This is a genomic window from Phycisphaerales bacterium, assembly GCA_035627955.1.
In the GTDB taxonomy this organism is placed as follows: domain Bacteria; phylum Planctomycetota; class Phycisphaerae; order Phycisphaerales; family UBA1924; genus JAEYTB01.
In genome coordinates, this window is sequence record DASPKU010000013.1 from 249,010 (window position 1) to 275,194 (window position 26,185).

General features: G+C 68.1%; 23 protein-coding genes. 11 read left to right on the forward strand and 12 right to left on the reverse strand.

Annotated elements, in window-relative coordinates; all coding sequences use genetic code 11:
• Nucleotides 1-346 precede the first annotated feature (346 nt).
• On the reverse strand, nt 347-829 hold the full coding sequence (locus VD997_12145) for a hypothetical protein (GenBank protein ID HYE62737.1): 483 nt from the start codon (nt 827-829) through the stop codon (nt 347-349).
• Between the two features lie 339 nt (nt 830-1,168).
• Entirely contained in the window at nt 1,169-1,690 is a 522-nt protein-coding gene (locus VD997_12150; GenBank protein HYE62738.1) for a hypothetical protein, read from the reverse strand.
• A gap of 531 nt (nt 1,691-2,221) precedes the next feature.
• Between VD997_12150 and VD997_12155 the strand changes: the two genes are divergently transcribed.
• Nucleotides 2,222-3,079: a site-specific DNA-methyltransferase gene (locus tag VD997_12155; GenBank protein HYE62739.1), complete on the forward strand. Its 858-nt coding sequence runs from the start codon at nt 2,222-2,224 to the stop codon at nt 3,077-3,079.
• A gap of 1 nt (nt 3,080) precedes the next feature.
• Nucleotides 3,081-3,788, forward strand: coding sequence for a hypothetical protein (locus VD997_12160; GenBank protein HYE62740.1), 708 nt, complete (start codon nt 3,081-3,083; stop codon nt 3,786-3,788).
• Between the two features lie 22 nt (nt 3,789-3,810).
• Here VD997_12160 and VD997_12165 read toward each other — a convergent pair whose 3' ends face one another.
• The 5 genes from VD997_12165 to VD997_12185 all read right to left on the reverse strand — a co-directional run bounded on the left by VD997_12165 (nt 3,811) and on the right by VD997_12185 (nt 8,448).
• Entirely contained in the window at nt 3,811-4,881 is a 1,071-nt protein-coding gene (locus VD997_12165) for a Gfo/Idh/MocA family oxidoreductase (GenBank protein HYE62741.1), read from the reverse strand.
• Entirely contained in the window at nt 4,878-5,213 is a 336-nt protein-coding gene (gene trxA, locus VD997_12170) for a thioredoxin (protein ID HYE62742.1), read from the reverse strand. The genes VD997_12165 and trxA (VD997_12170) overlap by 4 nt, the downstream gene beginning before the upstream one ends.
• A gap of 243 nt (nt 5,214-5,456) precedes the next feature.
• Nucleotides 5,457-5,795, reverse strand: coding sequence for a thioredoxin (gene trxA, locus VD997_12175; GenBank protein HYE62743.1), 339 nt, complete (start codon nt 5,793-5,795; stop codon nt 5,457-5,459).
• Between the two features lie 165 nt (nt 5,796-5,960).
• Nucleotides 5,961-6,851 (reverse strand): dihydropteroate synthase, encoded by an 891-nt coding sequence (gene folP, locus VD997_12180; protein HYE62744.1) that lies wholly within the window; start codon nt 6,849-6,851, stop codon nt 5,961-5,963.
• A gap of 154 nt (nt 6,852-7,005) precedes the next feature.
• Nucleotides 7,006-8,448, reverse strand: coding sequence for a Glu/Leu/Phe/Val dehydrogenase (locus VD997_12185; protein ID HYE62745.1), 1,443 nt, complete (start codon nt 8,446-8,448; stop codon nt 7,006-7,008).
• Between the two features lie 276 nt (nt 8,449-8,724).
• Here VD997_12185 and VD997_12190 point away from each other — a divergent pair, with 276 nt between their 5' ends.
• The gene (locus tag VD997_12190) at nt 8,725-9,153 is read left to right on the forward strand and encodes a hypothetical protein (protein ID HYE62746.1); all 429 of its coding nucleotides are present in this window, start codon (nt 8,725-8,727) and stop codon (nt 9,151-9,153) included.
• A 148-nt stretch (nt 9,154-9,301) separates the two neighbouring features.
• On the opposite strand, the gene VD997_12195 is transcribed toward VD997_12190, so the two are convergent.
• The 3 genes from VD997_12195 to VD997_12205 form a co-directional block, all read right to left on the reverse strand.
• Nucleotides 9,302-10,858 carry a hypothetical protein gene (locus tag VD997_12195; GenBank protein ID HYE62747.1) on the reverse strand — a complete coding sequence of 519 codons (1,557 nt, stop codon included), beginning with the start codon at nt 10,856-10,858 and terminating at the stop codon, nt 9,302-9,304.
• Between the two features lie 440 nt (nt 10,859-11,298).
• On the reverse strand, nt 11,299-12,912 hold the full coding sequence (locus tag VD997_12200; protein ID HYE62748.1) for an SLC13 family permease: 1,614 nt from the start codon (nt 12,910-12,912) through the stop codon (nt 11,299-11,301).
• Nucleotides 12,909-13,310 (reverse strand): DMT family protein, encoded by a 402-nt coding sequence (locus tag VD997_12205; protein HYE62749.1) that lies wholly within the window; start codon nt 13,308-13,310, stop codon nt 12,909-12,911. The genes VD997_12200 and VD997_12205 overlap by 4 nt, the downstream gene beginning before the upstream one ends.
• Before the next feature lie 298 nt (nt 13,311-13,608).
• On the opposite strand from VD997_12205, the gene VD997_12210 reads away from it, so the two are divergent.
• The 4 genes from VD997_12210 (at nt 13,609) to VD997_12225 (ending at nt 17,101) form a co-directional block, all read left to right on the forward strand.
• Nucleotides 13,609-14,955: a hypothetical protein gene (locus tag VD997_12210; protein HYE62750.1), complete on the forward strand. Its 1,347-nt coding sequence runs from the start codon at nt 13,609-13,611 to the stop codon at nt 14,953-14,955.
• A gap of 125 nt (nt 14,956-15,080) precedes the next feature.
• Nucleotides 15,081-16,235 (forward strand): lysophospholipid acyltransferase family protein, encoded by a 1,155-nt coding sequence (locus VD997_12215; GenBank protein ID HYE62751.1) that lies wholly within the window; start codon nt 15,081-15,083, stop codon nt 16,233-16,235.
• 119 nt (nt 16,236-16,354) lie between these two features.
• The gene (locus VD997_12220; GenBank protein HYE62752.1) at nt 16,355-16,783 is read left to right on the forward strand and encodes a response regulator; all 429 of its coding nucleotides are present in this window, start codon (nt 16,355-16,357) and stop codon (nt 16,781-16,783) included.
• The gene (locus tag VD997_12225; GenBank protein ID HYE62753.1) at nt 16,784-17,101 is read left to right on the forward strand and encodes a hypothetical protein; all 318 of its coding nucleotides are present in this window, start codon (nt 16,784-16,786) and stop codon (nt 17,099-17,101) included.
• Between the two features lie 21 nt (nt 17,102-17,122).
• On the opposite strand, the gene VD997_12230 is transcribed toward VD997_12225, so the two are convergent.
• Entirely contained in the window at nt 17,123-18,238 is a 1,116-nt protein-coding gene (locus VD997_12230; protein HYE62754.1) for a hypothetical protein, read from the reverse strand.
• Between the two features lie 126 nt (nt 18,239-18,364).
• Between VD997_12230 and VD997_12235 the strand changes: the two genes are divergently transcribed.
• The 4 genes from VD997_12235 to VD997_12250 all read left to right on the forward strand — a co-directional run bounded on the left by VD997_12235 (nt 18,365) and on the right by VD997_12250 (nt 25,442).
• Nucleotides 18,365-19,186, forward strand: a complete 822-nt coding sequence (locus tag VD997_12235; GenBank protein HYE62755.1) for a hypothetical protein — start codon at nt 18,365-18,367, stop codon at nt 19,184-19,186.
• A 906-nt stretch (nt 19,187-20,092) separates the two neighbouring features.
• Nucleotides 20,093-20,395, forward strand: coding sequence for a hypothetical protein (locus VD997_12240; protein HYE62756.1), 303 nt, complete (start codon nt 20,093-20,095; stop codon nt 20,393-20,395).
• A 262-nt stretch (nt 20,396-20,657) separates the two neighbouring features.
• Nucleotides 20,658-22,535: a cytochrome c peroxidase gene (locus VD997_12245; GenBank protein HYE62757.1), complete on the forward strand. Its 1,878-nt coding sequence runs from the start codon at nt 20,658-20,660 to the stop codon at nt 22,533-22,535.
• A gap of 72 nt (nt 22,536-22,607) precedes the next feature.
• Nucleotides 22,608-25,442, forward strand: coding sequence for an immunoglobulin domain-containing protein (locus tag VD997_12250; protein HYE62758.1), 2,835 nt, complete (start codon nt 22,608-22,610; stop codon nt 25,440-25,442).
• 177 nt (nt 25,443-25,619) lie between these two features.
• Here the strand turns inward: VD997_12250 and VD997_12255 are convergent, their stop codons facing one another.
• Nucleotides 25,620-26,057 carry a hypothetical protein gene (locus VD997_12255; protein ID HYE62759.1) on the reverse strand — a complete coding sequence of 146 codons (438 nt, stop codon included), beginning with the start codon at nt 26,055-26,057 and terminating at the stop codon, nt 25,620-25,622.
• Nucleotides 26,058-26,185 lie beyond the last annotated feature (128 nt).

Genomic DNA, 26,185 nt, shown 5'->3' on the forward strand with positions numbered 1-26,185 from the left:
GTAGAAGAACCCGAAAACCAGGTCGGTTCCCGCGTCCATCCACTCCACATGATGGTCGGGGTATCGCGGGTTCCCGGCGCGGAGCTTCGCGAGCATCCGGTCCCGCACCTGCTCGTTGAACACCGTCTCACCCGGCGCGAGCCCGACGTCCCACCGACCCTCATAGCCCTTGAGGCCGTAAACCTCGACGTACATCCGCTGCCATGGTGCGGGCATACGGGCAGCGTACCGGGTTCCGGGCAGGGAGTCGCAAGAGGGGCGGCGAGCCCCTTTTGCACCCGCGGAACCTTCACACGCGCAGGGCGTGCCCCGAGTGACACAAACACGTGCCAGGCGCCAGGCGCGGCTAGCCCTTCCTGATGGTACTTGCGCTGTATCCCTCAACGTACCGCCGGAACGCCGCGCTGCTCATGTGGGCGTGGCGGGCGTCGTATACATCGGGCAATGTGAGGTAGAGTGAGTATTCCGAACACACGAGGAGAGGAGAATCAGGGAGCGGGTGGGCAGCACCCCGAGGCTCCGGTGCGGCGACCTCAATCCAAAGAAATGACCACACCAGGTCCTCATCGATCCGGTGGAACTCGGCACGGGTCGGGCGAAGGACGTATTCGATTCCGGTGTTGAGCCAGAGGTGGTCTCTTTCGAGTGCCCGGGCCTCATAGATGCTCAGGCCGCCGCCTGAAGGGAACAACAAGTGCGATGCGTTCGCGGTCGCAACGATCAGGGCCACGGTCTGTTCCGCGGTGAGTTCGGCACGATCCGGCAGCGGTGTGCCAAGGCACGACCGAAGGCTCCCCACCCACCGCTCATGAACCACTTCGTCTGGCATTCATAGGAGTCTACCCCGTTGTGATCGGTTGCCGGTCCTTGGTGCAATCTGATCGTGCGCAACGCGTGAAGTCCGCTCGCCTGGCCGAGGCCCCTCCGGGCAGGAAGTCGCAAGAGGGGCGGGGAGCCCCTCCTGCACGAGCGGACCTTCTGTCGAGCCAGGCGAGCTCTATGCCCAAGTGCGCACGGGCTCGCACCTCCGAAAGGGCCTCAAGGCCGGCCCTCTCGGGCTCTCCCTGGCCACTCAGTGCTGCGTCAGGTGGCATCACATTCCGTGACGTGCCATCACCTTCGGCTCTGCGAAGGTGATGGTTCCACGCGGTGACCGCGCAAGCCGCTCTCATCGATTCCACCGGGCCGGGTTGCCGCACTCGGGGCAGGATTCGTCTTTGGGCAGCCCGGCGCGGCTGTATCCGCACGCAACGCACGCGCCGGCGGCAAGCCGACGTCGCCGTGGCGTCATTCCCCTGAGCTCGGGCCACCACGCGGCGACGCCGATCGACGCCGCCGCAAGGAGGCCGTACCAGGTGGGGATGCCCCACCCGCGGACCCAGCGCCACGACGGGGCCCCGGTGCTCGCGAGAAACGTGTCGTGCGGCGGCCAGCGAAGGCCGAAGCGAGCACGTTCCGCAACGAGACCGGAGGGGATGTCCGTGACGGGGTGCGCACGCGCCCAGGCGCCGTTCGGGCTTGTCAGCATGAGACGGCCATTGCGCAAGCCGACCTGGTACTGGTTGTCGGGCGCCGTCCAGCGCAGCTCCCACGACAGCGTCGCGAGCGTGCCGAGCAGGGACATCCCGCCGAGCACGCCCGCGAGCAGCTTCAGGACGCGGCGGAAACAGATCACCTTCGGGCGGTGCACACTTTGAGTCTACCAGCGGCCGACGCCTTCCAATCCCGTGCGTGCAAGCGCGGGTATCGAACGGGGCTCGTCCGGGCAGGGAGTCGCAAGAGGGGCGGCGAGCCCCTTTTGCACGCGTGGGACTTTCGGCAGCGCAGGGCGCGCCTCATGCGTCAAGGCGCACGGGCATCGCGCAACCGAGAGGGCCTCAAGGCCGGCCCTCTCGGGCTCTCCCTGGCCCCTCCGTGCTGCGCGGGGCCCGCCGTGCGCACACGCGGAGCGCCGGACACGCCCCAGAGCCGAGCCCGCGGCCAAAGTCAACGGCCGACCTGCTGGTGTGGCGCAAGCGCCCCTCGAACAACGGAGAGCTCTCACGCCACACTTGGGCGAAGCCTCCCGAATGGTCTTTGTGTTCTTCTGCGCAGCCGCGGCCCCCACACTGGCGGGCGAGCCGCCAGTGGCACAGGAGAACCGCCGCCCGTGCCACCCGACCGGTGGGCGCAACCGACAGGCTGTTGCGGATGCGGGCAGGCTGCGCTAAGCTGCCCGCTAATGCTCACGAAGCACGCCGTCTATCTTGGGGATGCCCGCAACCTCTCCTTTATCGCATCGGAGAGCGTGCACCTGGTCGTGACGTCGCCGCCCTATGCCGCGCTCATTCATTACTCCGATGGTCAGAACCAACTCGGGAACATTCAGTCCTACGAAATGTTCCTGGATGAGTTGGACAAGTGCTGGGCCGAATGCCTCCGAATCCTGGTCCCGGGCGGGCGCATCTGCTGTGTAGTTGGGGACGTCTGCCTCTCACGGAAGCGCGCCGGGCGTCACCATGTTCTTCCGCTCTCTGCCGACATTCAGGTCCGCGCCCGCCGCATCGGGTTTGACAACCTCACCCCTATTCGCTGGATGAAAGTCGCCAACATCAAGCTGGAAGCGTCGACTTCGAGCGTGTTTCTTGGGAAGCCCAACCTCCCCAATGGCGTGGTCAAGAACGACGTCGAGAGCATTCTCTTCCTCCGAAAGCCCGGCGGATACCGCAAGCCGACCGCTGCGCAAGAGAAGGCGAGCTTCATCCCCACGGACGAGTACCGCAAGTGGTTCAGTGCGGCATGGTCCGACGTGAAGGGCCAGATCCGCCGCGACCACCCAGCCCCATACCCGCTCGAAATCCCGAACCGTCTCATTCGCATGTTCAGCTTCACAGGCGACACGGTCGTGGATCCCTTTGCAGGGACCGGCACCACCGCGCTCGCGGCAATGCAGGCGGGCCGTAACTCAATCTCAGTAGAGATCGAGACAAAGTACGTGGAGCTCATCAAAAAGCGGCTGGACAGTGCGCCCCTCGGCGCGAACGTCGAGTACAAGCTCCCGGCCTCGAAGCGTCCCGCTGCCACGACTCGGAGCGCGTGACGTGGAATACCAACTGCTCAACGCGTTCCGCGGCGTTTTCGAGGGCAAGAAGTACCTCCATCGGAACGCCAACCTCGGGGACCACGTCGCGGCCTTTCTTTACGAAGACCTGTTGGCGCTCGATCGCTCGCCGAAGCTAATCGCTCGGATCAAGTCTGGGCGTGCGGCCGTCAATGCGGCGAACAAGACCGTCGGCAAAAGGGCTCGGCGGGGGGATGGCACCTTTGGAGAGGTAGTACCCGGAACGCCGGTTGTCGGGGTCGCGGGCTTCCTCGTTCCTCGGGGTCAAATCGCGGCTGTGGAGGTCGGTGCTGAGACGAAGATCCTCGCAAAGGCGATGATGAAGCAGATCGAGCGCGTTGAGACCGCTTTGATAGGGCAGACAGCTCAGTTCAAACGCTCCAATCGCAATGCAATCACGGTTGCCTTCGTGGGGATCAACTACGCTCCCCAGTACCTGTCGTTCGAGGGGACGCGCGAGTTCCCGACCGACGGCAAAAAGTACAAGCATCCAATCCAGGAAGCGAGCGAGGCCGAGAAGCGGCTCATGACGGTGGTGCAGCCGCACTTCGACGAATTTGTGCTACTGAAGTACCGCGTGTCCAACCAGCCGCCGTATCCGTTCGAGTGGATGAACGAGGCGGCGACGAAGCTCGAGTACGCGGCTGCACTCGCCAGGATCAGCAAGGAATACGAGGCGCGCTTCTAATCTGGTCCCCCGAGCATGATCGCTACAACCCCTGCTTGATCGCGTCCACGATCCGCTGCGCCGTCCGCACGTTGGCGAAGCCGGCCTCGGCGTCGATCGCGGGCCTTCTCCCCGTCCGCACGGCCTCTAAAAACTCCTGGATCTCGGCGACGATGGGCTCGGCGTCGTCTACTACTAGCTCTTCGATGTTGACGAGCTGGTCCCACTTGAGGCTGGTGAGGTCGGCGCCCTTGGCCAGGGCCTCCTGCATTTCCCGCCGCTGGATCTCGTTGGCGGTGCGGCGGATCATGTTGCCCTTCTTGGCGCCGTAGTCGATCTTGATGTAGGCGTTCTCGCCGGTGATGCGGGTGACGCGCTCGGTCTTGAGGGCGAGGCGCGAGGCGGTGACGTTGGCGACGCAGCGGCCGTGGGGGGTGTTGAACTCCAGCCAGGCGTTGCACAGGTCCTCGTGGGGGGTGATGACGGAGACGCCGGCGGCGCGGATGAAGTCGGGCTCGCGCCCGCCCATGAGCATGAGCACGACGTCCAGGTCGTGGATCATCATGTCCATGACCACGCCCACGTCCACCGAGCGGAAGGTCATGGGGCTGACGCGCACCACCTGCATGAAGCGGGGCACGATCTCCATGCCGGTGGAGTACGCCCGCTGCACGGCCCGCATCACCGGGTTGAACCGCTCGATGTGGCCGACCATGAGGCAGGAGCCGGTGGCCTCGGCGAGGTCGCGGATGGCGCGGGCGGTCTCGACGTCCCCGGCGAGGGGCTTCTCGATGAGGCAGGCGACGCCGGCCTTGAGCAGCGGCTCGGCCACGGCGCGATGGTAGGTGGTGGGCACGGCCACGGACACGGCGTCAACGCCCGCGTCCAGCAGCTGCTCGACGGTCTCGAAGGCCCCGCAGCCGAACTGCTCGGCGAGGTTGCCGCGGCGTTCCTCGGAGGAGTCCACCACGCCGACGAGCTTGCAGCCCGCGAGCTGCGAGTAGACGCGGGCGTGGTGGCGGCCCATGCGGCCCACGCCGACGACGCCGCAGCGGACGGGGCGGCCGTCGAACTTGTCCGGGGTGCTCGTGCTCGCCTGCACGGAGGTGGTCACGCCGCCCCCGCCTGCTGGAGCGCGGCCACGAGGTCGTCCTTCTTCTTGAGGCCCACGAGCGTCTTCACGGGCTTGCCGTCCTTGAAGATGATCATGGTGGGGATGGCGGTGATGTTGTACTGCATGGCGATGCGCTGGCTGCGCTCGGTGTCCACCTTGCCGACCTTGGCCTTGCCGGCCATCTCGGTCGCGAGGGCGTCGATGACGGGCAGGAGCATCTTGCAGGGGCCGCACCACTCGGCCCAGAAGTCGACGAGGACGGGCTGCTGGCTGCCCAGGACCTCGGAGGCAAAGTTGTCTTCGGTGAACTCAAGCACGTGCTCGCTGGCCATGCCGCAATACTCCGTCGAAGGCTGGAAGGAACCGGACGCCGCCGCCCGGCGGGCGGGGCAAGTGCTCATCCTACGCGGGGTGAGGGTGGGTGCAAAACGGGGGAGGGGAGGCCCACCGCGGAGTGTGCGGAGGGGGCGGAGTTTCGCGGAGACAGACCGGGAGTGGGGGACCAAAAACACAGCCGCCCGCAACGCACGGGCGGCCGCTGACTCAACGTTCGGTTTGATCGAAGGTGTGGCGGGTTACGCCGCGGCGGAGAGCTCGTTGACCGCGCTGAGGAACTCCTCCTTGCGCCGCAGCCCGATCAGCTTCTTCACCGGGCGCCCGCCCGAGAAGATCATGACCGTGGGGATCGAGGAGATGTTGTACTGGGCCGCGAGGATGCGGTTGTCGTCGGTGTTCACCTTGCCGACCTTGACCCGCCCGCCCAGCTCGTCGGCCAGGCTGTCGATGATGGGCGACAACGCCCGGCACGGCGGGCACCACGCCGCCCAGAAGTCGACGATCACGGGCTTGTCGGACTTGAGCACCTCGCTCTCGAAGTTGCTGTCCGTAAACTGGTTCACCAGAGCACTGGCCATCACAGACTCCTTTGGCTTGGCCGTTTCCTGCCGGTGCCGTCGCTCGCCTGCGCGGGCTGTGCACCGGCTCACCAATGACTTCGCCGCCGGCCGCTCACCCGATGCAGCCACCCGGCGCGGGGAATCGTCCTCCCCGCGCTCAGATAGGTACCGCAAACCTCTGGATCACTTAGGGTTCAGGTGAGAAGCTGCCAACCGGCTTGCCGCGTTCAGGGCGGCCACATGCTCCGGCACATCGTGGACCCGGAACACCGAGGCCCCGTGGTGTTGGTGCAGCACGCTCAGCGCCAGCGTTCCCGCCAGCCGCTCCGATGGCTGCGAGTCGCGGTTGAGGCTCACGCGCCCGGTGAAACTCTTGCGCGAGAGGCCGCTGAGCACGGGGTAGCCCAGCGCCGCCAGCGCGCCCGTGCCGCGGATCAGCTCAAGGTTGTGCTCCACGCTCTTGCCGAACCCCAGCCCGGGGTCGAGAACGATCTGCTCGCGCCCGATCCCGGCCGCGAGCGCCGCCTCCGCCCGCCCGCGCAGGAACCCAGCCACCTCGGCGACCAAGTCGTGGTAGTGGGGGGGCTGCTGGTACTGGTCCGAGTACGAATCTTCCGCCGCCCTCCGCGCTCGGTGCATCAGCACGATCCCGCACCCGCGGGCCGCGCACAGCTTCAGCATCTCCGCGTCATCCAGCCCGGCCGACTGGTCGTTCACCGCGTCCGCCCCCGCGCTGAGGGCCGCCTCCGCGACCGCCGCGCTGGTGGTGTCCACCGTGATCGCCACCTCCGCCAGCGCCCCGCCGCGCCCGCGGATCGCCATGATCGCGGGCACCACCCGCTGCATCTGCTCATCGGCCGACACCGGCGCCGCACCGGGACGCGTCGACTCCCCGCCGATGTCCAGCACCCGCGCCCCCGCGCCCACGGCCGCCGCCGCCGCATCCGCCGCCTGGTGCGGCACCATCAACCGCCCGCCGTCACTGAAGCTGTCGGGCGTGATGTTGAGGATCGCCATCACGCAGGGGGCAGTGAGGTCGATCTGTTTGGAGGGGGAGAGTCGCCAGAAGGCCATGCGATGACTCTATCAGCCCATGGCGGCTCATCTTGTCCACGCGAGCACCGTGCCTCAGCCCACCAACGAAAGAGGCTCATCGCCCGTGGTGGGGTGATGAGCCTCTGATGGCACGGGACGAAAGCCCAGGGATCATGATCCCTGGGCTTTGTTGTTACGGGAAGATGCCGCGCACGAGGTACGCCTGCTTGAGCCGCTCCAGCGCCCCGATGTACGCCGCCGTGCGCAGGTCGCACTTGTACTTCTTGCGGGCGTCACGGCAGCGCCGCGCCGCCGCGATCATGTGCTTGTTCAGCTCGCGGTCCACCGTCTCCAGCTCCCACGCGTGGCTGGTCTTGTTCTGCACCCACTCGAAGTAGGACACGGTCACGCCGCCGGCGTTGCACAGGATGGCCGGCAGCACCTCGATGCCCCGCTGCTGCAGGATCCGCTCGCCCGCGGGGGTGGTGGGGGCGTTGGCGCCCTCGGCCACCACCTTGCAGTTGAGCAGCTTGGCCTCGGGCTCCTGGATCATCTGCTCCAGGGCCGCGGGGATGAACACGTCGACCTTGGTCTTGTAGAACTCGTCCTTCGCGATCGCGGTCGCGCCCTTGAACCCCGCCACGCCGCCGGTCTTCTGGCAGTGGATGGCGAGGGCGTGGGCGTCCAGCCCGCCGTCGTTGCGGATGGCGCCGGTGTGGTCCATCACCGCGATCACCTTGGCGCCCTTGTCCTGCACGATCCGCCCGCTCCACGAGCCCACGTTGCCGTAGCCCAGGATGCTCACCTTGCAGTTCTTGATGTCAACGCCGATCTCGGGCAGCATCTCGACCAGGGTGTCAACGACGCCCTGGCCCGTCGCCTTCTCGCGACCCAGCGAACCGCCGATCTCGACGGGCTTCCCGGTCACCACGGCCATGCCGTTCTTGCCGCTGCCCTCGCTGATCGACGAGTAGGTGTCGGCGATCCACGCCATGTGCTGGCTGTTGCTGCCGACGTCGGGCGCGGGGATGTCGTAGTCGGGCCCGATGTCGTGCGCGATCGCCGCGGTGAACCGCCGCACGATCCGCTCCATCTCCGCCTTGCTGTGCTTGTAGGGATCGACCTTGATGCCGCCCTTGCCGCCGCCGTAGGGCACGCCCACCAGGCTGCACTTCATCGTCATCAGGAACGACAGGCTCTTGACGTCATCAAGGTGCACGTCGTGGTGGAACCGCAGCCCGCCCTTGTACGGGCCCAGCGCGTTGTTGTGCTGCACCCGGTAGCCCTTGAACAGACGGAACTGCCCGTCGTCCATGCGCACCGGGAAGTGCACCATGATCTCGTTCTTCGGCTGCGCCAGGATGATCTTCAGCTCGTGCGGCAGGTTCATCAGGTCCGCGGCCTGCAGCATGCTGCCCACCGTCTGCCGGTACAGGTTGTTGGGGTCGGTCGGGAACGCGAGCTCATCGAACACCGAGTGCCGCATCAGCTGCTCAGAGCCCTCCGGCGCCTGCTCGGGCCGCGCGCCCTTACGCGCCTTGGCGGGCTTGGCCGCGGCGGGCTTGGCCGCCTTCGCGGGGGCGGGCTTGGAGGTGGCGGCGGTCCCGTTCGCGCCCTTGGAGGGCTTGCTCATCATTCTGGTCATGATCTCGCCTGAATCCCTTGCAGGGAAGGTTGAGAGGAGAAAAACCCCGCGGCCGCGCCGTGGGAGGGATCACCATAGTACCTCAAACCCCCACAAATCCCACCCACACCCGTGCCACCGAGATGCCCTCATCTCGGTGGTTTCCCACCCACACCCGTGCCACCGAGATGTCCTCATCTCGGTGGTTCCCCCTCACCGGCCGCTGCACTCCCGCTTCCCCCGTTGCCCACTCCCCATTCCCCATTGCCCCTCCCCCTAACCTGCCCCATGCTCCTCTACCTCGCCGCTGACCTCATCTGGGGAACCAAGATCAAGGCCACCGCCCAGGCCGTGGGGGTCACCGCGCGGCCGGTGCGGAACCTGGAGATGCTCGAAGCCCGCCTCGCCGACCAACCCCCAGAAGACCCGGTCCGCGCCGTGCTGCTGGACCTCGAGGTCCCCGAGGTCGCCCTCTCCATGCTCGCGCGCCTCAAGGGTGCTGCCCATGGTGGCACCGGTGTCCCGACCGGTGCGTCCTCTGTCTCTGGTGGCACCGGTCTCCCGACCGGTGTCCCCATCCGCGTCCTCTGCTGGGCCCCCCACGTCGAGCGCGACCTCATGGACCAGGCCCGCAGCGCCGGCGCCGACGCCGTCATGACCCGCGGCGCCTTCGACGCCCGCATGGAACTGATCCTGAAGGAGTGGGACGGCAAGTAGCGCCGCGCGCACACCTCCCGACGACGCCGGGACTGAGCCGCTCGGGGCGAAGTCCCGGGTTGGCGGTGACGCCGCAGCGCGCCCTTCGTGTGTGCACGCACAGACGTCGCGCAACCAAGAGGGCCTCAAGTCTGCCCTGTCCGCGCCACTACCTGCACGGTCCGCCACCCAGCACGCGGAAGAACGCTTCGATGTCCTGGTCGGTGCCGGCGTCGCCGTCGGCGTTGAAGTCCGAACCGCCGCGGAAGCAGGGGCCGCAGCAGTTCCCGCCCAGGCACGCGAAGAACGCCTCAATGTCCTGGTCGGTCCCGCTGTCCCCATCACCGTTGAAGTCCGCGGTCCCGCAGGCGGGGGTGATCACGCAGGCTCCATACATCGTGATCACGTACCTGCCGAGATGGTGGATGTTGTGCGAGTGCTGCCAGTGGTGCAGCGGCAGGGCCGCGCCCGGCCCGTCGGGCGCGCGGAGAGGCGCGCCAGGCCCGCTGAACAAACGCTGCCCGTTCGCGGCCACCGGCTCGGCCCGCGGCTCGCTGATCGCCAGCAGGTACCGGCCCGGCCCCGGGATGTAGGTCGAATCAATGAACGACTGCACCTCGGGGGTGCTGTTGTCTGAGTCGCACAGGGCCACGCCGTCGGGCCGGAAGAGGAACAGGCGCGTGTCAAGTGGGGCGCTGCCGTAGGCCGACGGGCGCGTAGTCGCGATGAAGTGGGCGTTGGAGTCGCACACCTCCACCTCGTACATGTCAACGTCCACCCCCGTGGCCAGCGAGCCGTAGATCGCATCGACCCGCGGCGACACCACCGGTACCTGGTGCTGTCCGGGCAGGTGGCCCGCGTCGTAGTGCTCGAGCCACCCGTAGACGCCCTGCGGCGTGGGCGTCGGCGGGGTGAAGTCCAGCAGCAGCTGGCTCCAGTACTCGCGCATCATGCGGCGGTGCAGGTGCCCAACCTGCACGTAATAGGTGCGCCCCTGGATCACCTGCACCGCCGACAGGCTGCGGGTCTCCGTGCTCGCCAGCTCCACCAGGCTGTTGCAGGTCCCGTCCAGCGATTCGTACCACGTGACGCCCATCTCCTCGGGGCGGCGCGGATTGTCCTCGGTGGTCGCGCTCGCAATCGAGAGCGTCCCCGATCGCGCGGCGGTGTGCTTGTACCACACCGTCGCCATCGCCCGCACCGAGGTCGGCCACTCGGGGTCGTCGTCGCACCCCAGCAGCTCGGCCGCAGTCATGCGCACGGGGCCGCCATCGGGGATCTCGATGGCCCCTTCGCACAAGTCGTTCACCGGCGGCGCAGGGCGCGGGGCCGCGCTGGTGGTCAGGCGGTAGGCGCGGCAGGCGGCCTGCATGTACACGCCCACCGCGTACTCGCCCGCGGGAAGGTAGTTCCGGTAGGTGGAGGTGTTGCAGCTCAGGCCCAGCCCGAGGGCGATGTGCTCCAGGCCGCCGGCCTCGGGCGCGCAGGGCCGCTCCGCCGGGCCCACCCTGTCGATGAAGATTTGGATCGTGTCGTGCTGCCCCGTGGAGGACGCGGTGAACGCGACCTGCAACAGGGTCTCCTGCGGCAGCATGAACCTGTAAAAGTCGCCGGTGTAGGCTCCGTTCCCTCCCCCCATCCCGCACACCGTGGACGGGAAGGGGACCGCCTGCGCGTAGAACGGCCCAGTGGGGTCCGCGAGGCGGTCGACACACCCGCTGTTCACCCCGTCATGGAACGGCGCACTGCACGCCGCCTCCTGCTCCACCATGGACCCGGCCGGGCACGGCGGGATCGTGCATTGAGCAGTGGCGGAGCCGGCCGAGAGAGAAAGGCTCAGGCCAGCGCACGTTTGAAGGAACCAGCGCATCGATATCTCCCGGTGTGCAGAGCGGGAGGGGGCTCCGACCCCCGTGGGTTCAATGTACACCCGGTCCCGCATACTGCTCATGAAACCAAGGGGGGCGTCGGGCACCAGAGGGCCGGGTGCGGCGCTCGCGGTGGACTCGTGTCGCGCGCCATCGGCAGTGAGCACACGGCGAGGTGGGTGACGAGCCCCGAACGCAGCGAGCGGGCCTCTCGGGCACCCGGCGCTCACCGCATCAACGCAAGGCCCGTCACTCACGTTCCGGGCTCGTTACCAACGGCGACTGCGCGCGACAGCGCTCAGCGCCACCCCAACCCCGGCAACCACCCCAGCGCGCGCAGAACCAAAACCAAACCCACCACCACCACCGCGCACGCAAGGTTCATCCACAGCCCCGCCCACGCCATTTGCCGGATGGTGATCAGGCGTGAGGAGAACACCACGGCGTTGGGCGGCGTGCCGCCCGGGAGCATGAAGGCGAGGCAGGCGCCCAGCACGCCGGGGATCAGGACCACGCCCGCGGGGGCATTGACGCTCTGGGCGAAGGCGGCGCCGACGGGGAGCATGATGGCGGTCTGCGCGGTGTTGCTGGTGACCTCCGAGAGGAACGTCGCGGCCACCACGGTGAAGGCGACCACGAGCTCGCTGGGCCAATCGGTGAGTGCGCCGCCGAACCCCGCGAGGTACTTGTCGAACCCCGTGACCTCGATGGCCTTCGCCAGTGCAAGCCCGCCGCCGAACAGCAGCAGCACACCCCACGGCACCTGCGAGCCCTCCGCCCACGTGAGCAGCGGGCGGGGCGGGGCCACGTCGGCGCGAGTGGCCGCGTCGCCGCGCCTCTCGCGCGAGCCCGCAGGCACCCCGGCAGGCACGATGAACAGCAGCAGCGCCCCCGCGATCGCGATGGCGGTGTCGCTCGCCCGCGCCCACTGGGCGATCACGGTGCCGTCTTTCGAACTCTCGACCCACACCAACGCCGCGCGGAACGGCTCCACGCTCTCCAGCATTGGCACCGCGATCCACGCCGCGGCCGTGGCCGCGAAGATGACGAGCACCCGCCACTCCGGCGAAGACATCCGCCCCAGCTCCCGCCGCCGCTGCATCAACACCGGGTGCACGCTCGCGAGGTTCGCCCCGCGCACGGGATAAAGAAACCGCGTCAGCAGCACCCACGCCACCCCGCAGCACAGCACCACCGCAGGCACACCCACCACCAGCCACTGCGCGAACGTGAGCGAGCCCGCGCCGTAACGCGAGTTCGCGAACGCGGCGATCTGCGCCGTGGGCGGCGTGCCGATCAGCGTGCCCACCCCGCCGATGCTCGCCCCGTACGCCACCGCCAGCACCAGCGACAGCCCCAGGTTCCGCGTCAGGCGCGGGTCGGCGTCACTTGTCTCCGCTTTCACCGCGCTCACAACGCTGGTCGCGATCGGCAGCATCATCACCGCCGCGGCGGTGTTGCTCACCCACATGCTCATAAAGGCGGTCGCCGCCAGGATCGCCGCGACCAGGCGCGACGGGCTGCTCCCCAGCAGCGCCACCGCGCTCAGCCCGATCCGCCGGTGCAGCCCCCAGCGCTCCAGCGCCTGCCCCAGCAGCATGCCGCCCAGGAACAGCAGGATGATGGGGTCGGCGTACGCGGGGGCGACGCGCTTGAGGTCCATCACGCCCAGCGCCGGCAGCAGCACCAGCGGCATCAGCCCCGCGACCTCCAGCGGGATCACCTCCGCCAGCCACCACACCGTCATCAGCACCGCCACCGCGGCCGTCGCCCGCCCCGCGTGCGTCAGCGCCTCGGAGTGGGGGAGCAGGAAGTAGACCAGCAGCGCCAGCGCCGGCCCGAGCATTAGGAACAGCGCGTGACGGAGCCGCGTGGGCCGCCCTCCCACCGGCCCGCCCACGGGCGAGTTCACTGCCCCGCCCCCACCCCATTGATCCACGCCAGCCCCTTCCAGTGCGGCCCCATGAACGCCACGATCACGGCCGCGAAGATCAGGCAGAACGCCAGCAGGTCCGTGTTCCGCAGCTTCTCATTCAGTACCGTGATCGAGAAAATCGCGAACACCACCAGCGTGAGGGCCTCCTGCAGCACCTTCAGCTGCGGGGCGGTGAAGGGCCCCCCGAAGTTGACGTGCCCCAGGCGGTTGGCCGGAACCTGCAGGCAGTACTCCACCCCCGCGATCGCCCAGGAGATAAGGATGGCGGTCCACAGGGCCCACTGCTTCTGCTTCACGTGGTAGTACCACGCGTAGGTCATGAAGATGTTGGAGGCGGTCAGGAGGAGGACGGCCAGGAGCCAGCGGGGTGCCATAAGGGCTGGAAGATAGCGGGATTGGGTGATGCCGGCCCCACCCGCCCCCCGCCCCCTCGCCCGCCCGGGCGGGCCGGTCCCCCGATGGCGGGGTCTTGGCTTGACGGCGGCGCTGCGATCGTGGACACTGATCGACCCGTCCGGAAACCCGGGCGGGGGCGGATGCGTACCGTCGGTGCCGGCGCGGCGTGGAGTACCACCACGTAACTCCCACGCTCGGGGCAGTTTGCCCCCCGCCGCACCCCCAACCTTTGGAGCGTTTATGGCCGGTCGGACCAGCACAAGTGTCGGAATGGGCGTGGCTGTCACGATTCTCAGCCTCACCACGGTGGGGTTTTTCGTGGCCTTCGCCGTGTACTTCGGCAAGCACAGCGACAAGACCCGCCTGCTCGCCCAGGCCAACGACACCAACAGCGAGATCATCCGCGACATCGAGCGCAACCGCGATGACATCCGCAACCTCGTCGCCGACGCCAAGAAGAACAACAAGTCGCTGACCCAGCACCTCCTGGACAGCCAGGAGGCCTCCATGCAGCTCGTGACGGGTAACCGCCGCGAGAAGGCCTCCGACCTCGCCGAGAAGATGAAGGCCGCGGGCCTGGAGAACACCAACCTCATGGCCAAGCTCAACGAGCGGGCCACCGAGATCACCACCCTCCAGACGCAGCTCGAGCAGGAGCGCAACGCCAAGGCCAAGGCCATGGCCGACCTCAAGAACGAGGTCGACCGCGTCACCCGCCTCCGCGACGACCACCAGAAGACGGTCGACACCCTCACGGCCGAGCTCAACACCGTTAAGGGCGAGTACACCGAGTACCGCGCCGGCATCGAGCAGTACAAGAAGCAGCTCGACGCCCAGCGCGAGCGTCAGCTCACCGAGGCCGCCGAGAAGCTCAAGCTCGCCCAGGACAACCTCACCAAGACCAGCGAGCAGCTCCTGATCGCCAACAACCAGCTCGCCGACCTCCGCAAGCAGAAGTCCGGCGAGATGTTCCGCGCCGACGACGAGTCCGCCCTGGTCGACGGCAGCGTCCTCAACACCAACCCCGCCGACCACCAGGCCTTCATCAGCATCGGCTCCCGCCAGAAGGTCGTCCTGGGCATGACCTTCAACGTCTACCCCACCAAGGCCGCCGTGCAGCCCGACAAGGAAGGCAACTACCCCCGCGGCAAGGCCCTCCTCGAGGTCGTGCAGGTCGGCGAGAACTCCGCGACCTGCCGCATCGTCTCCGAGGTCAAGGGCAACCCCGTCGTCAAGGGCGACGTGATCGCCAACCCGCTCTACGACCCCAACAAGTCCTACAAGTTCGTCGTTTTCGGCAACTTCGACGCCAACCGCGACAACGTGGCCACGGCCACCGAGCGTGACGACGTCGTCGTCATGATCCAGTCCTGGGGCGGCGGCGTCGCCGATGACCTCACCGGCGATGTCGACTTCCTCGTGCTCGGCGAGCGCCCCGTGGTGCCCCCGCGCCCGACCGCCGACTCTCCCATGGAGATCGTGCAGGAGTTCATCCGCCGCCAGCGCGAAGTTGAGCGCTACGACGAGCTCTACAAGCGTGCGAGCAGCACCAGCGTGCCGATCATCAGCGAGAACCGCCTCTACACGCTGATCTCCAAGAGCCCCCGCCGCGCCGGCCGCTAAAGCCCGCGACAACCCTGCCCTTCAACGGCCGGCCCCCACGGGTCGGCCGTTTTCTTGCGCTCACCCCTATGAGTCCCATGACTCGTATGACTCCTATCAACAGCACCCCAACTACCATCCCACCCTTGCCCGACGCCCCCCCCAAACACCGCCCCCCGCGCACCCGCAAAAGGAAGCCCCGCGCCATCCAGGTCGCGCAGGCCGTGGTGGCCCGCTCCGCCATGGGCCTCCCCCTCATCCTCGGCCTCAACCCCTCGATGAACGCCGCCCGCGCGCTCGGCCGCTGGATCCCCCCCAACCTCCTCAAGAAGCACTTTGGCCGCGCCGTGCAGAACCTCTCCGAGGCCTTCCCCGACTGGCCCCAGGAGCGCGTCCACCAGTACGCCATCCACAGCTACCAGCACCTCGCGCAACTCGGCGTCGAGATTGCCTTCGCCCCCCGCCTCATCACCCACGAGGGCTTCGCCCGCCACCTCGTCTTCACCCGCATCGAGTCCGCCCTCGCACACCTCCTCCGCGATGGCCCCGTCATCCTCATCACCGGCCATGTGGGCAACTGGGAGCTCATCGGCTACGCCATCTCGATGCTCGGCTTCCCCATGCACGCCGTGTACCGCCCGCTCGACTCCGAGCCCCTCGACCAGTGGCTCCGCGACACCCGCGAACGCCGCGGCCTCACCCTCGTCAGTAAGTTCGGCGCCGTCCGCGCCCTCCCGCCCGTCCTCCGCGCCGGGCACCCCGTCGGCCTGGTCGCCGACCAGTCCGGCGGCGACCGCGGCCTCTTCACCCCCTTCTTCGGCCGCCTCACCTCCACCTACAAGTCCGTCGGCCTCCTCGCCATGCAGACCAACGCCACCGTCGTCTGCGGCATGGCCCGCCGCATGCGCCAGGGCGAGCCCCCGCCCCCCGGCTCATGGCTCGAAACCCCCGGCCAAGGCCGCCAGTTCACCTCCACCCCCGAGCAGCCCAGCCTCCGCTACAGCGTCGAGCTGGTCGACACCTTCAGCCCCAAAGACTGGATGTCGCAGCCCGACCCGCTGTTTTATCTGACCGCCCGCTACCGCAAGGCCATCGAGACGATGGTCCGGATGGCCCCCGAGCAGTACTTCTGGATGCACCGCATCTGGCGCAGCCGCCCCGCCCACGAGCGGCTCAACAAGCCCTTCCCCGCCAACCTCCGCGACAAGCTCCTCAGCCTCCCTTGGATGTCCCAGGCCGACGTCGACGCCGTCATCGACCGCAGCCGCCGCGACACCCTGGAACTCCACCCCAGCTCCTGAGCCCCGAACCTCCCACCATGTGGCCGCGTCATAGCATCCGCCCGCCGAATCGCGCGGTACATTGATGCAGCGCCCGCAAAACCGCCGGGCCGACCACCAACGAGCCCGGGAGGGCAACCATGATGACCAAGGACCAGGAGACCGGACGCCTCACCGATGTGAAGGTCCTGATCGTCGACGACGACCGCGACATCCTCGAGTCCATCGACGCGGCCTTCCAGGCCGAGGGCGCCCTCACCCAGTGCGTCATGGACGGCAACGAGGCCGTCCGCGTCTGCCGCGAGGAGCCGCCCGACATCGTCATCCTCGACATGATGCTCCCCAAGCGCTCCGGCTTCCTCGCCCTCGAGAAGATCAAGGGCTGCGAGGACAGCCCCATCGTCATCATGGTCACCGCCAACGAGGGCAAGCGCCACCAGGCCTACGCCGAGAGCCTCGGCGTTGACCGCTACCTCCAGAAGCCCGTGCCCCTGGGCAAGCTCCTCGACACCGCCGTCGAGCTCCTCAAGGCCGTCGAGGAAGAAGAAGGCACCGAGGGCGCCGAGTAAGTGGCCCGCAAGCGCCGACAACTCGTGATCATGGCCGAGCAGGCCGGCGCCCCGCGCCCCCTCGGCACCCGCCGCGAGGTCAGCGCCGCCCTCGCCTGCTTCAACACCGCCCCCGACGGCGCCCTCACCAGCAACTCCGGCACCGAGTTCCTCTATGGCCCTGGCATGACCATCGAGATCCCCACCTCCACCGAGCAGGTCAACCAGGCCATCGCCAACATCTCCGACGACGAGATCGCCCTACCGGTCCTGATGAACATGTGCAAGAAGCTCTCGTGGAAGCTGATGGACATCGAGAGCGGGCGCGTGTTCGGGTAAGCGGTCGTCCCTGAGTGGCGGTCAGCGGCGGCGTCGTGAGGCGAGAAGAGCCCCCAAGGCGAGCGGGACGATAGCGCCGGGCGCAGGGATCACCGCGTAGAAGCCTTCGATGCGGCCCTCAGGGTTGACGCCCGTTCCAACGATCACGCGCCCGTCATCCGACACGTCGAAGTTGTCGTAGAGGGTCCACCCTGCGACCTGCGAGAGGCCCAGCTGCAAGAAGTAAGACTTCATGTCGGCGACGCGGCCCGCAGGGGTCCAGATGAAACCGAAGTCACCTGCCGCGGTTCCGACGATCACATTGCCATCGGCACTGACGCCGGTTGCGACTGTCCCGCCGCCGCTCGGGTGTGCACCGAGCGCGACCATGCCATCAGCTGCGGTCCAGCGGAATGCGACTTCGGCAAGACTCGAGTGGCTGACGGACCCAACAACGATGCTGCCATCCGTCGTCACGCGATAAGCCACAGAGCCTCTGGGGTGACCACTAAGCGACCCAAGATTGACCATCCCCCCCGATTCAGTCCAACGGAAAGCTTCCGTGAGGACGCCTGGACTCGACGGCAGTACCGAGGAGCCAACGATGACCGATCCATCGCCGTTGACCCCTCGGGCAGTCGCGCTCTGACTGCCATCGATGAACCCGAGTTCCTGCAAGCCGCCCGCCTCAGACCATCGGAACGCCCGGCGCGCAAACGGCAACTGAGTGTCCGTCACTTCTCCTACGAGGTACTGACCATTGCCACTCACGCCCCAAATGTTGCCATTCAAGGTGCCGGGAACCGACTGAGTGCCCGTCGACGAGGTCCAGCGGAAGCCATCCGCGAGAGTGATCCCGCCGATCACAGAACCATCCGCGCTCACTCCTTGAGCCATGCTCCGAAACCTTCCGTCTGGAATGCCAAGTCCGGTCATGCCTCCGGCGAGCGTCCATGAAGTTGCCTGTAGAACGGGCCCGTCTTGGCCTGTGTACACACTTTGTCCGACCACAACGCGTCCGTCGCGCGAGACCGCAGCGACCTGGCTAGGCCGCCCGGACTCGAGAGCGCCGATGCCTACGAACACCGGCTCGGCGAAGGCCTGCGCCGCGATCGTGACAGCGGCCAATCCCAGCATCAGTGAACGTTGCAAGTCCATCAGCGTGGCTCCCTTGGCTATTCCAAGGTAACGCATCTTTTCAGTCGGATACAGCAAACTCCGCAAGCGGCTGACGGGACCGCGTTTATCCAATGTGACTCGGCCACCTCCCGCTAGACTCCCCCCTTGCCCGCCCACCGCCTCCTCAAGTGGCTCCGCCACCCCAAGGTCTTCACCCTCGACGACCGCGGCCGCGCCGTCCCCCTGTGCGGCACACCCAGCCCTCATGAGTTCCCCAAGCTTCCATGGTGGGCGACCTCATCCACAGTCGCTCGCATCGGCGACCCCTGGGTCACCGAGCTGAAGTTCCAGAGCAGGCACCAGGTGTGGGACCAGGTCGCCTGGTGGGCCGTGTTCATCCTTGTCGAGCTGTGCTTCACACTCTGGTGGCCCGGGCGCGAGTGGTGGATGCGCCTCCTCACGGCCATCCTCGTCTCTCTCCCTGTCGGCCTCGTCGTGCACGCCCGCCTCGAGCGAACACTGCGACGCAAGGCCCGCCGCACCATCCGCGAGGCATACCTGATCGCGAGCCGCTGCCCCTCCTGCCGCGCTTTCATCGACATCAACCCCGGCGCGGACGGTTGCAGCGAGTGCGCCTGCGGCGCCGCATGGCGAGTCCCTGACGATGCCCGTCGCGACGCCGCGCCCGAAAACCTCCCGCTGCTGCCCAGCAGCGCCGACACCCGCCTCCTGCGCGGCGAGTGCCCCTGGTGCGGCTACTCACGCATCGGCCTGCCCGAGGACACGCTCTGCCCCGAGTGCGGCAGCGCCAAAGAGGGCCAACTCGCCGGCCCGCCGCGACCACCCGTCGGCCGCCCGGTCTGCGCACGCTGCCGCGCCAGCATGCGCGGCCGCGAAGTCGGCCGCACCTGCCCCGACTGCGGCGCAATGTACGGCGTCGAGTGGGCCCCCGAAGATGAGGAAGTCACCCCGCAAAGGGCGCCGTGACGGGCGCGCACTTCAACCATCGCGCAACCAAGCGCAATCGTTGTCACCCAAACCACGCACACTCCCGCCCCCACAACACGCCGCTCCACAACCACTTCCAACCCATCGGCGACGTTTGTGCGCACAACTCCGCCCGCGCACCCAACCCACCCCGCCATTTTCGCAAGTTTTTTCATCACGAGAATCACAGCCCCAACCCACCACCATCCCCGCGCACAACCCTGAAAAGCGCGCACAAACGTGACCCACCCCGGAAGAGGTAGAGGGACCCCCACATGCCCGACACCTCATCCACCCTTCCCCAGACCTCCCACGTTGATCACTCCCATGCCTCCCATGACTCCCATGAGTCCTATCGCTCCACCGCTCCCCCCACATCTAACGTCCCAAATCCCACATCCGACATCTCCCCCCTCCCGCCTCAGGACCGCGCCACCCTCACCTCTCTCCTCCTCAACGACTTCGACCCCCTGACCACCGCCAGCGACACCCGCTCCACCCCGCTCGACATCGTCGCCTTCAGCGCCCGCGCCGACATCCAGCCCTACATCTGCGCCCACAAGGAACTCACCTACGCCCGCCTCGAGGCCCAGGCCCTCGAGACCCTCGCGCGACTCCTCACGCCGCCGCTGCACACCACCAAGCAGCAGGAGCACCACAACACCGAGTCCCGCCGCGCCGCGAGCACCATCCTCCGCGCCATCGCCCACGCCCGCGCCGCCCTGCAAGCCGCCGACCTCCGCAACCCCCAACCGCCCCGCCTGCTCCGCCGCACGCGCAGGCCAAACCACCCCATCCCCACGCCCGCCCCTCTCCCCGAAAAACCCCCGCACCGCCCCACCGATAGGCACTTGTCCCCACGCCCGCCCGCAGCGCATCACCACGCCCCCGACGTACCATCACCTCATGCCGACCTACGTCTACGAAGTGCTGGACAAGCAGGGCAAGCCCACGGGCGAGACCTTCGAGACCGTGCAGTCCATGAAGGAGGACGCACTGACCAAGCACCCCCAGACGGGTGCCCCGGTCCGCCGCGCGATCGTGGCCCCGGCCATCGCGGGGGCGTGGTCGCCCATCAAGGCGAAGTCGACCCTCAGCAACAAGAACCTGGAGCGCATGGGCTTCACCAAATACGAGCGCAAGGGCAACGGCTACATGGAGCGGGTGGCGGGCAAGCAGGGCCCCAAGACCCTCGGCGGCGGGGAGTAACTCCCACAGCCCCCCCCGCACCTATAGGACCTCCCGCCCCAACCACACAACCCAGACCGCACCCCGAACGCTCGCGCTAACGCTGACTTGCTGGGCCCCGGCGCCGGGTGGTTGTACGTTCCCGCTGTCCTCGCGCTGGCCTCGCACCGCTGCGCGAAAGCCGGAACCCGCCGTTGCCGCGTCCGAAAAATCTGGTACTTTCCTGCAATCGTTTCTCAAGCTGGTACGTTCACACCCCCCGACACCGGGAAGGAATCTACAAATGACAAAGTCGCGGCCGGGGCGTGTGCTTCTCACTTCTGTCTTCGCTGGTCTCCCGCTCGCCGCGGCCGGCCTGGTCGGCGTCGCCTACTACGCCTTCGCCGCCGTGCCGCCCGTGCCCGTTCCGCCGCAGAACCTCATCACCGAGCAGAAGCGCGTGCTCGGCAAGATCCTCTTCTTCGATGAGCAGCTCTCCACCAGCAATACCGTCGCCTGCGCGACCTGCCACGTGATGAGCTTCGGCGGCAACGACCCTCGTATCGGCGCGACCAACCCTGGCCCCGACAACATCATCCCATCGCCCGACGATCGGCGCGGCTCGCCCGGCGTCGCCCGCATGGACGCGTCCCTGAACTACGTCCGCGACCCCCAGTTCAACTTCGCCGCGCAGGTCACCGGCCGCAGCGCCAACTCCCCGGTCAACGCGGCGTACAACATCGACAGCTTCTGGGACGGCCGCGCCCGCAGCACGTTCCGCGACCCCATCACCAACGCCGTGCTGATCCCCGCGGGCGGCAGCCTTGAGAGCCAGGCCGTCGGCCCCATCATGAACAGCGTCGAGATGGGCCACGACGGCATCAACTGGGACCACATCGTCACCAAGCTCCCGCACGTGCAGCCGCTCCAGCTCGCGACCAACCTGCCGCAGGACGTCGCGGCCGTGCTCGCGAACAAGCCCAGCTACCCCGAGCTGTTCGCCGCGGCCTTCGGCGACGGGCAGATCACCCCCGCCCGCATCGGCATGGCGATCGCCACCTACGAGCGCACGCTGATCTCCAACCAGGCCCCGTTCGATCTTGGCACGATGACCGCGCAGCAGATCGCCGGTCGCCAGACGTTCGTCAACAACTGCGCCGTGTGCCACGACATCCAGAACGGCCTGTTCACCGACAACACCTTCCGCAACATCGGCCTGCGGCCGCCAGCGGAGGACCTTGGTCGGCAGGCCGTGACGAATGCGCCCAACGGCGCCGACCGCGGCCGCTTCAAGGTGCCCGGCCTGCGCAACGTCGGCCTCAAGCGCTCGTTCATGCACACGGGCCGCATCGCGTCGCTCACCGATGTGGTGCGCTTCTACGTACAGGCGCCCGGTTCGGCGCCGCGTTTCCTTGACAACATCGACCCCGCGGTGCTGCAGATCACCCCGCAGAGCCTGCCCCAGCAGCAGGAGGCCGGTCTCGTCGACTTCCTCGCCAACGCCCTGACCGACCCGCGCGTGGCCAACCAGCAGTTCCCCTTCGACCGGCCCACGCTGTTCACCGAGCGCCCTGCCGACCGCGCGAGCCTCGAGGGCGGAACGGGCGTGGCCGGCACCGGCGGCGTCATCCCGGGTGTGCTGCCCGCGGCGGTGCAGCCCCCCGCGTACGTGGGCAACTCGGACTACCGCTTCGCGGTGTTCAACGCCCGCCCTGGCGCAACCGCCCACCTGTACGCCTCGTTGACACCCCCGATCGCCGGCCGCATCAACACCGACATCCTGGTGGGCACGACCGTCACCGGGACCGCCGGCCAGACTTCTGGCGTGGCAACCGTTCACTGGCCCCTGACGCCGCTGAATGTGTCCAGCGGACAGGTCTACTACCTCCAGTGGGTTATCGAAGACCCCGTGGCTGCGGGCGGCCAGGCACGGTCGGTCGCCACCCGCGTCCCGATCTTCTGCGGCGCCCAAGGCTGCCCGCTCGCCTGCGGCACCAGCGACTACAACGGCGACGGCGACTTCGGGACCGACCAGGACATCGAGGCCTTCTTCGCATGCCTGGGCGGCACCTGCTGCCCGACCTGCTACTCCATGGGCAGCGACTTCAACGGTGACGGCGACGCCGGCACCGACCAGGACATCGAAGCCTTCTTCCGCGTCCTCGGCGGCGGCAGCTGCTGAACGCCTCATAACCGAGGAAACCGCTCTTTTTAGACTTGAAAACCCCGGTGGGCCCCGTGGTAGGCTCTGGTCATGATGACTCCACGGGGGCGCTGGGCGGCGGTAGTGAGCGGGGCGGTGGCGGCGGGCGCAGCGCACGCGCAGTGCCTCCAGTTCAACCCGACCTCCGGCGAGGCCGGCGTGGCGGGGACCGTGACGAGCATGACCCTGCACGACCCCGACGGCGGTGGTCCGATGCCCGCCCGGCTGGTCGCGGCGGGCGCGTTCGATTACGCGGGCAGTACCCGGGTGGACCGGTGCGGGCTGTTCGACGGCATCGGGTGGGAGATGGTCGGCCCGGGGCTGACCACCAGCTTTACGGGGCCCACGAGCGTGTGCTCGCACGACTTCGATGGCGACGGGCCACTGCCGGCCCGCGTGGTGGTCGGCGGCTCCTACAGCGACGCGCGCGTCAAGTACTGGGACGGCGCGTCGTGGGCGGGACTCGGACCCGGGCTGCCGGCGGGCGTCGGGCCGTCGTCACTGGCGTCTTTCGATGCCGACGGCGACGGCCCGGAACCGGCGCGGCTGTACGCGATCAGCGGGCAGCTGTACCGCTGGGAGGGTACAGGCTGGGTGCAACTGGGAGTGTTCAACTTCTCCGCGACGACGCTGCGGGTGGTGGATGAGGACGGCCCGGCGCCCATGCCGGCACGCCTGTTTGTGCTGGGAACGTTCACGACCATCAGCGGCCAGCCGCACGCGCGGATCGCGGCGTTCGACGGGAGCGCGTTTCACGCGGTAAACCCGCCCACTGGTACGGCAGTAAACGACGTGATCGCGTTTGACCCGGACGGGCCGGGGCCGCTGGACACCAGGCTGTACCTCGCCGGCGCCTTTACAGACGGGGCCGTCACGCGTCCGATCGTGGTGCGCGAGGAGGCGGGCTGGCAGTTCATGGGCGAGACCGGGACCGGGAGCGGGCTCGCGGTGGCGGATCATGATGGAGCGGGGCCGGGCCTCGCGCGGTTGTACCGGGCCGGGACCACGACGGGCGGCGACACGGTTCGCGTGTGGACGGTGAGTGGCTGGCAGAGCACGGGGTTCATCTCGGGCGCGCCGAAGCTCACGGCGTTCGATCCGGACGGGGCAGGAGCGGGCGGCGACCTGCTGATTGCGGGCGGCGGTTTCATGGCCGTGGGGCCGACGAGCCCGGACACCCGGAAGGGCAGCCGCGGCGTGGCGGTGTACGACGGGGTGTCGTGGCGTGCCCCGAACCGTGGCGGCATCGGGGTGCAGACCTTCCAGTCAACGGAGGTCATCCGCTGGGACCACGACAGCAACGTTGCGACGCCGCCGCAGCTGCTGGCGGTCGGGGACGCGTTCACACTTGATGGGGACGAGTGCGCGTCGATGTCGGTGGTTGGGGCGGACGGGCACTGGCAGGGCGTCGTCAGTGGACGGGGTTCGAGCTACAACGGGCGGATCATCGCGTTTGATCGTGATGGGGCGGGGCCGCTCACGGGTCAGCTGATCTTCGGGGGCAACTTCAGCACGTTCCTGGGGGTGCCGGCGCGGAGCGTGGCATTCTGGAGCGGGTTCGGGATCGCTCAACTGGGGACTGGGCTGCCGGTGGGCAGTGGCAACTCGCCCGCGCAGGTGTTCGACATGGTGGTGTACGACCGGGACGGGCCCGGCGTGGTGCCGCCGGAGCTGGTGTTCGCGGGGGTGATCGGGAGTGCGTCACAGCTGCCGTTCAACGGCGTGGTGAAGTGGACGGGGAACTCGTACGCGGCCCTGGGCCAGGGGCTGGACGGGACGGTGACGCGGTTGCTGGTATGGGACCGCGACGGCGCGGGGCCGGGTCAGTCCCTGCTGGTGGCGGGCGGGTTTTTCCTGACGTCGGGGAGTGTGTCATTGCCGCGGGCGGGCCTGTGGAATGGGTTCGCGTGGTCGCCGCTCCCGCCGGGGCCGCCGACGAACAACCAGATTTACCTCCTGACGGTGTGGGATCGCGACGGCGCGGGGCCGGAGACGCCCTCGCTGCTGGTGAGCACGCCGGGAACGAGCGGCGGGTCCGCCATCTGGCGGCTCAACGGCGACACGTGGTCGCAGATGAGCACCGTGCAGAGCTTCAACCGCTTGTTCGTGATCGACGAGGGCGGCGGGCGGGCGCCCTCGCTGTGGCTGTACGGGAGCAACCCCAGCGGGAGTGTCACGCCGGACCGGCAGTTCGCGCGCTGGAATGGGCAGGTGTGGGTGTGGAGCGACATCGGCGTGCGCGATGAGTTCCAGGCTGTCGCGGTGTCGGGCTCTGGCGCGGATACGGTGATCGACGTGGTTGGGCAGATCATGTACGGGCCCGACTCGGGCTCTCTGGCGAGCGGGGTCTCGTCGGTGACGATCGCGGGGTTGTCGCCGTGGGGTGTGCCGCAGCAGGCGACGCTGAACGTCACCCGCGGAGCCGATGTGCAGCTGGGCGTGGAGGTGACCGGCGGCGCGCCGGTGTTCTACCAGTGGCGGCGCAACGGGGTGGCGGTCCTGAACGGGCCGGGCGGGGCGGCAGACGGGGGCGGTTTTGTGGCGGGCGCGAGCGGCGTGCTGTCGAGCGCGGGGCCGGTGGTGCTGACGATCACGGGCGCGGGTGTTGCGGACAGTGGCGTGTACACCTGCGGACTCTCAAGCGCGTGCGGGGAGTCGGAGAGCTCGGGCGTGATGCTGGGCGTGAGCGGGTGCGGCACGAGCGACTTCAACGGCGACGGCGACATCGGTACGGACCAGGACATCGAGGCGTTCTTCGCCTGTCTGGGCGGGAACTGCTGCCCGGGCTGCTTCGAGGGCGGGGCGGACTTCAACGGCGATGGGGACGTCGGCACCGACCATGACATTGAGGCGTTCTTCCGGGTGCTGGGCGGGGGGAACTGCTGAGGCGCTTGAGTTGCGTGCGAGATTGGGTCTTGCGGCTGCGTTTGTGACGAGCCCCGAACGAAGTGAGCGGGCTCTCCGTGATGGGCCGCGCGAAGGGTTGCTGGAGTGACCCGTCACTGCGTTCCGGGCTCGTTGCGAACGTCTTCGCGCCGTGCGCCGGCCGCGGTTTCGTGCTCATCAGTTGGGTTGTCCGGGCATGTTGCGGGGAACGCGTTGAGAGCGGGCGGCGAGGACCCAGCCGGAGAGGCCTTGCGAGGCGTCGATCGTGAATGCCCGCACGTCCATTCCCGTCAGGGTGCTGAGGAGCTCAGTGGTGTCATTGCACGCGTTGGCGGGCGGCCAGTCGTGCCGCCATGAGGCTTCGAAGTGGTCGGCGTGCTCGCCGATGAACTGCGCGAGGTCTACCTCGTGGACGTCGAAGAGGGTGCTGGGCTGGTGCACGCGGCGGAACTCGTGCGCGACGACGTCGGTGAAGACAATGTCGGTGAACTCGTGCGGCTCCTTGTCACGGAACGCGGTGTGGAGGATGACGCGGCGGTTCTCGCGGTCGACTGTGTAGGCGTAGACGGTGGTGTCGTGGACGGAGGGGGTGTCGTCGTTTGCGGGCGGTGTCATTTCCGGGCTCGTGCGGAAGGGGCTGGCGGGGGGGCCGCGAGTGTAGTTGTAGCTCTGAGGCCAGGCCGTTCGTTGCGGATGGCTGCCGACGTCGTGGTCCGCTATGCGTCCGCAAAATCCCGCATCCC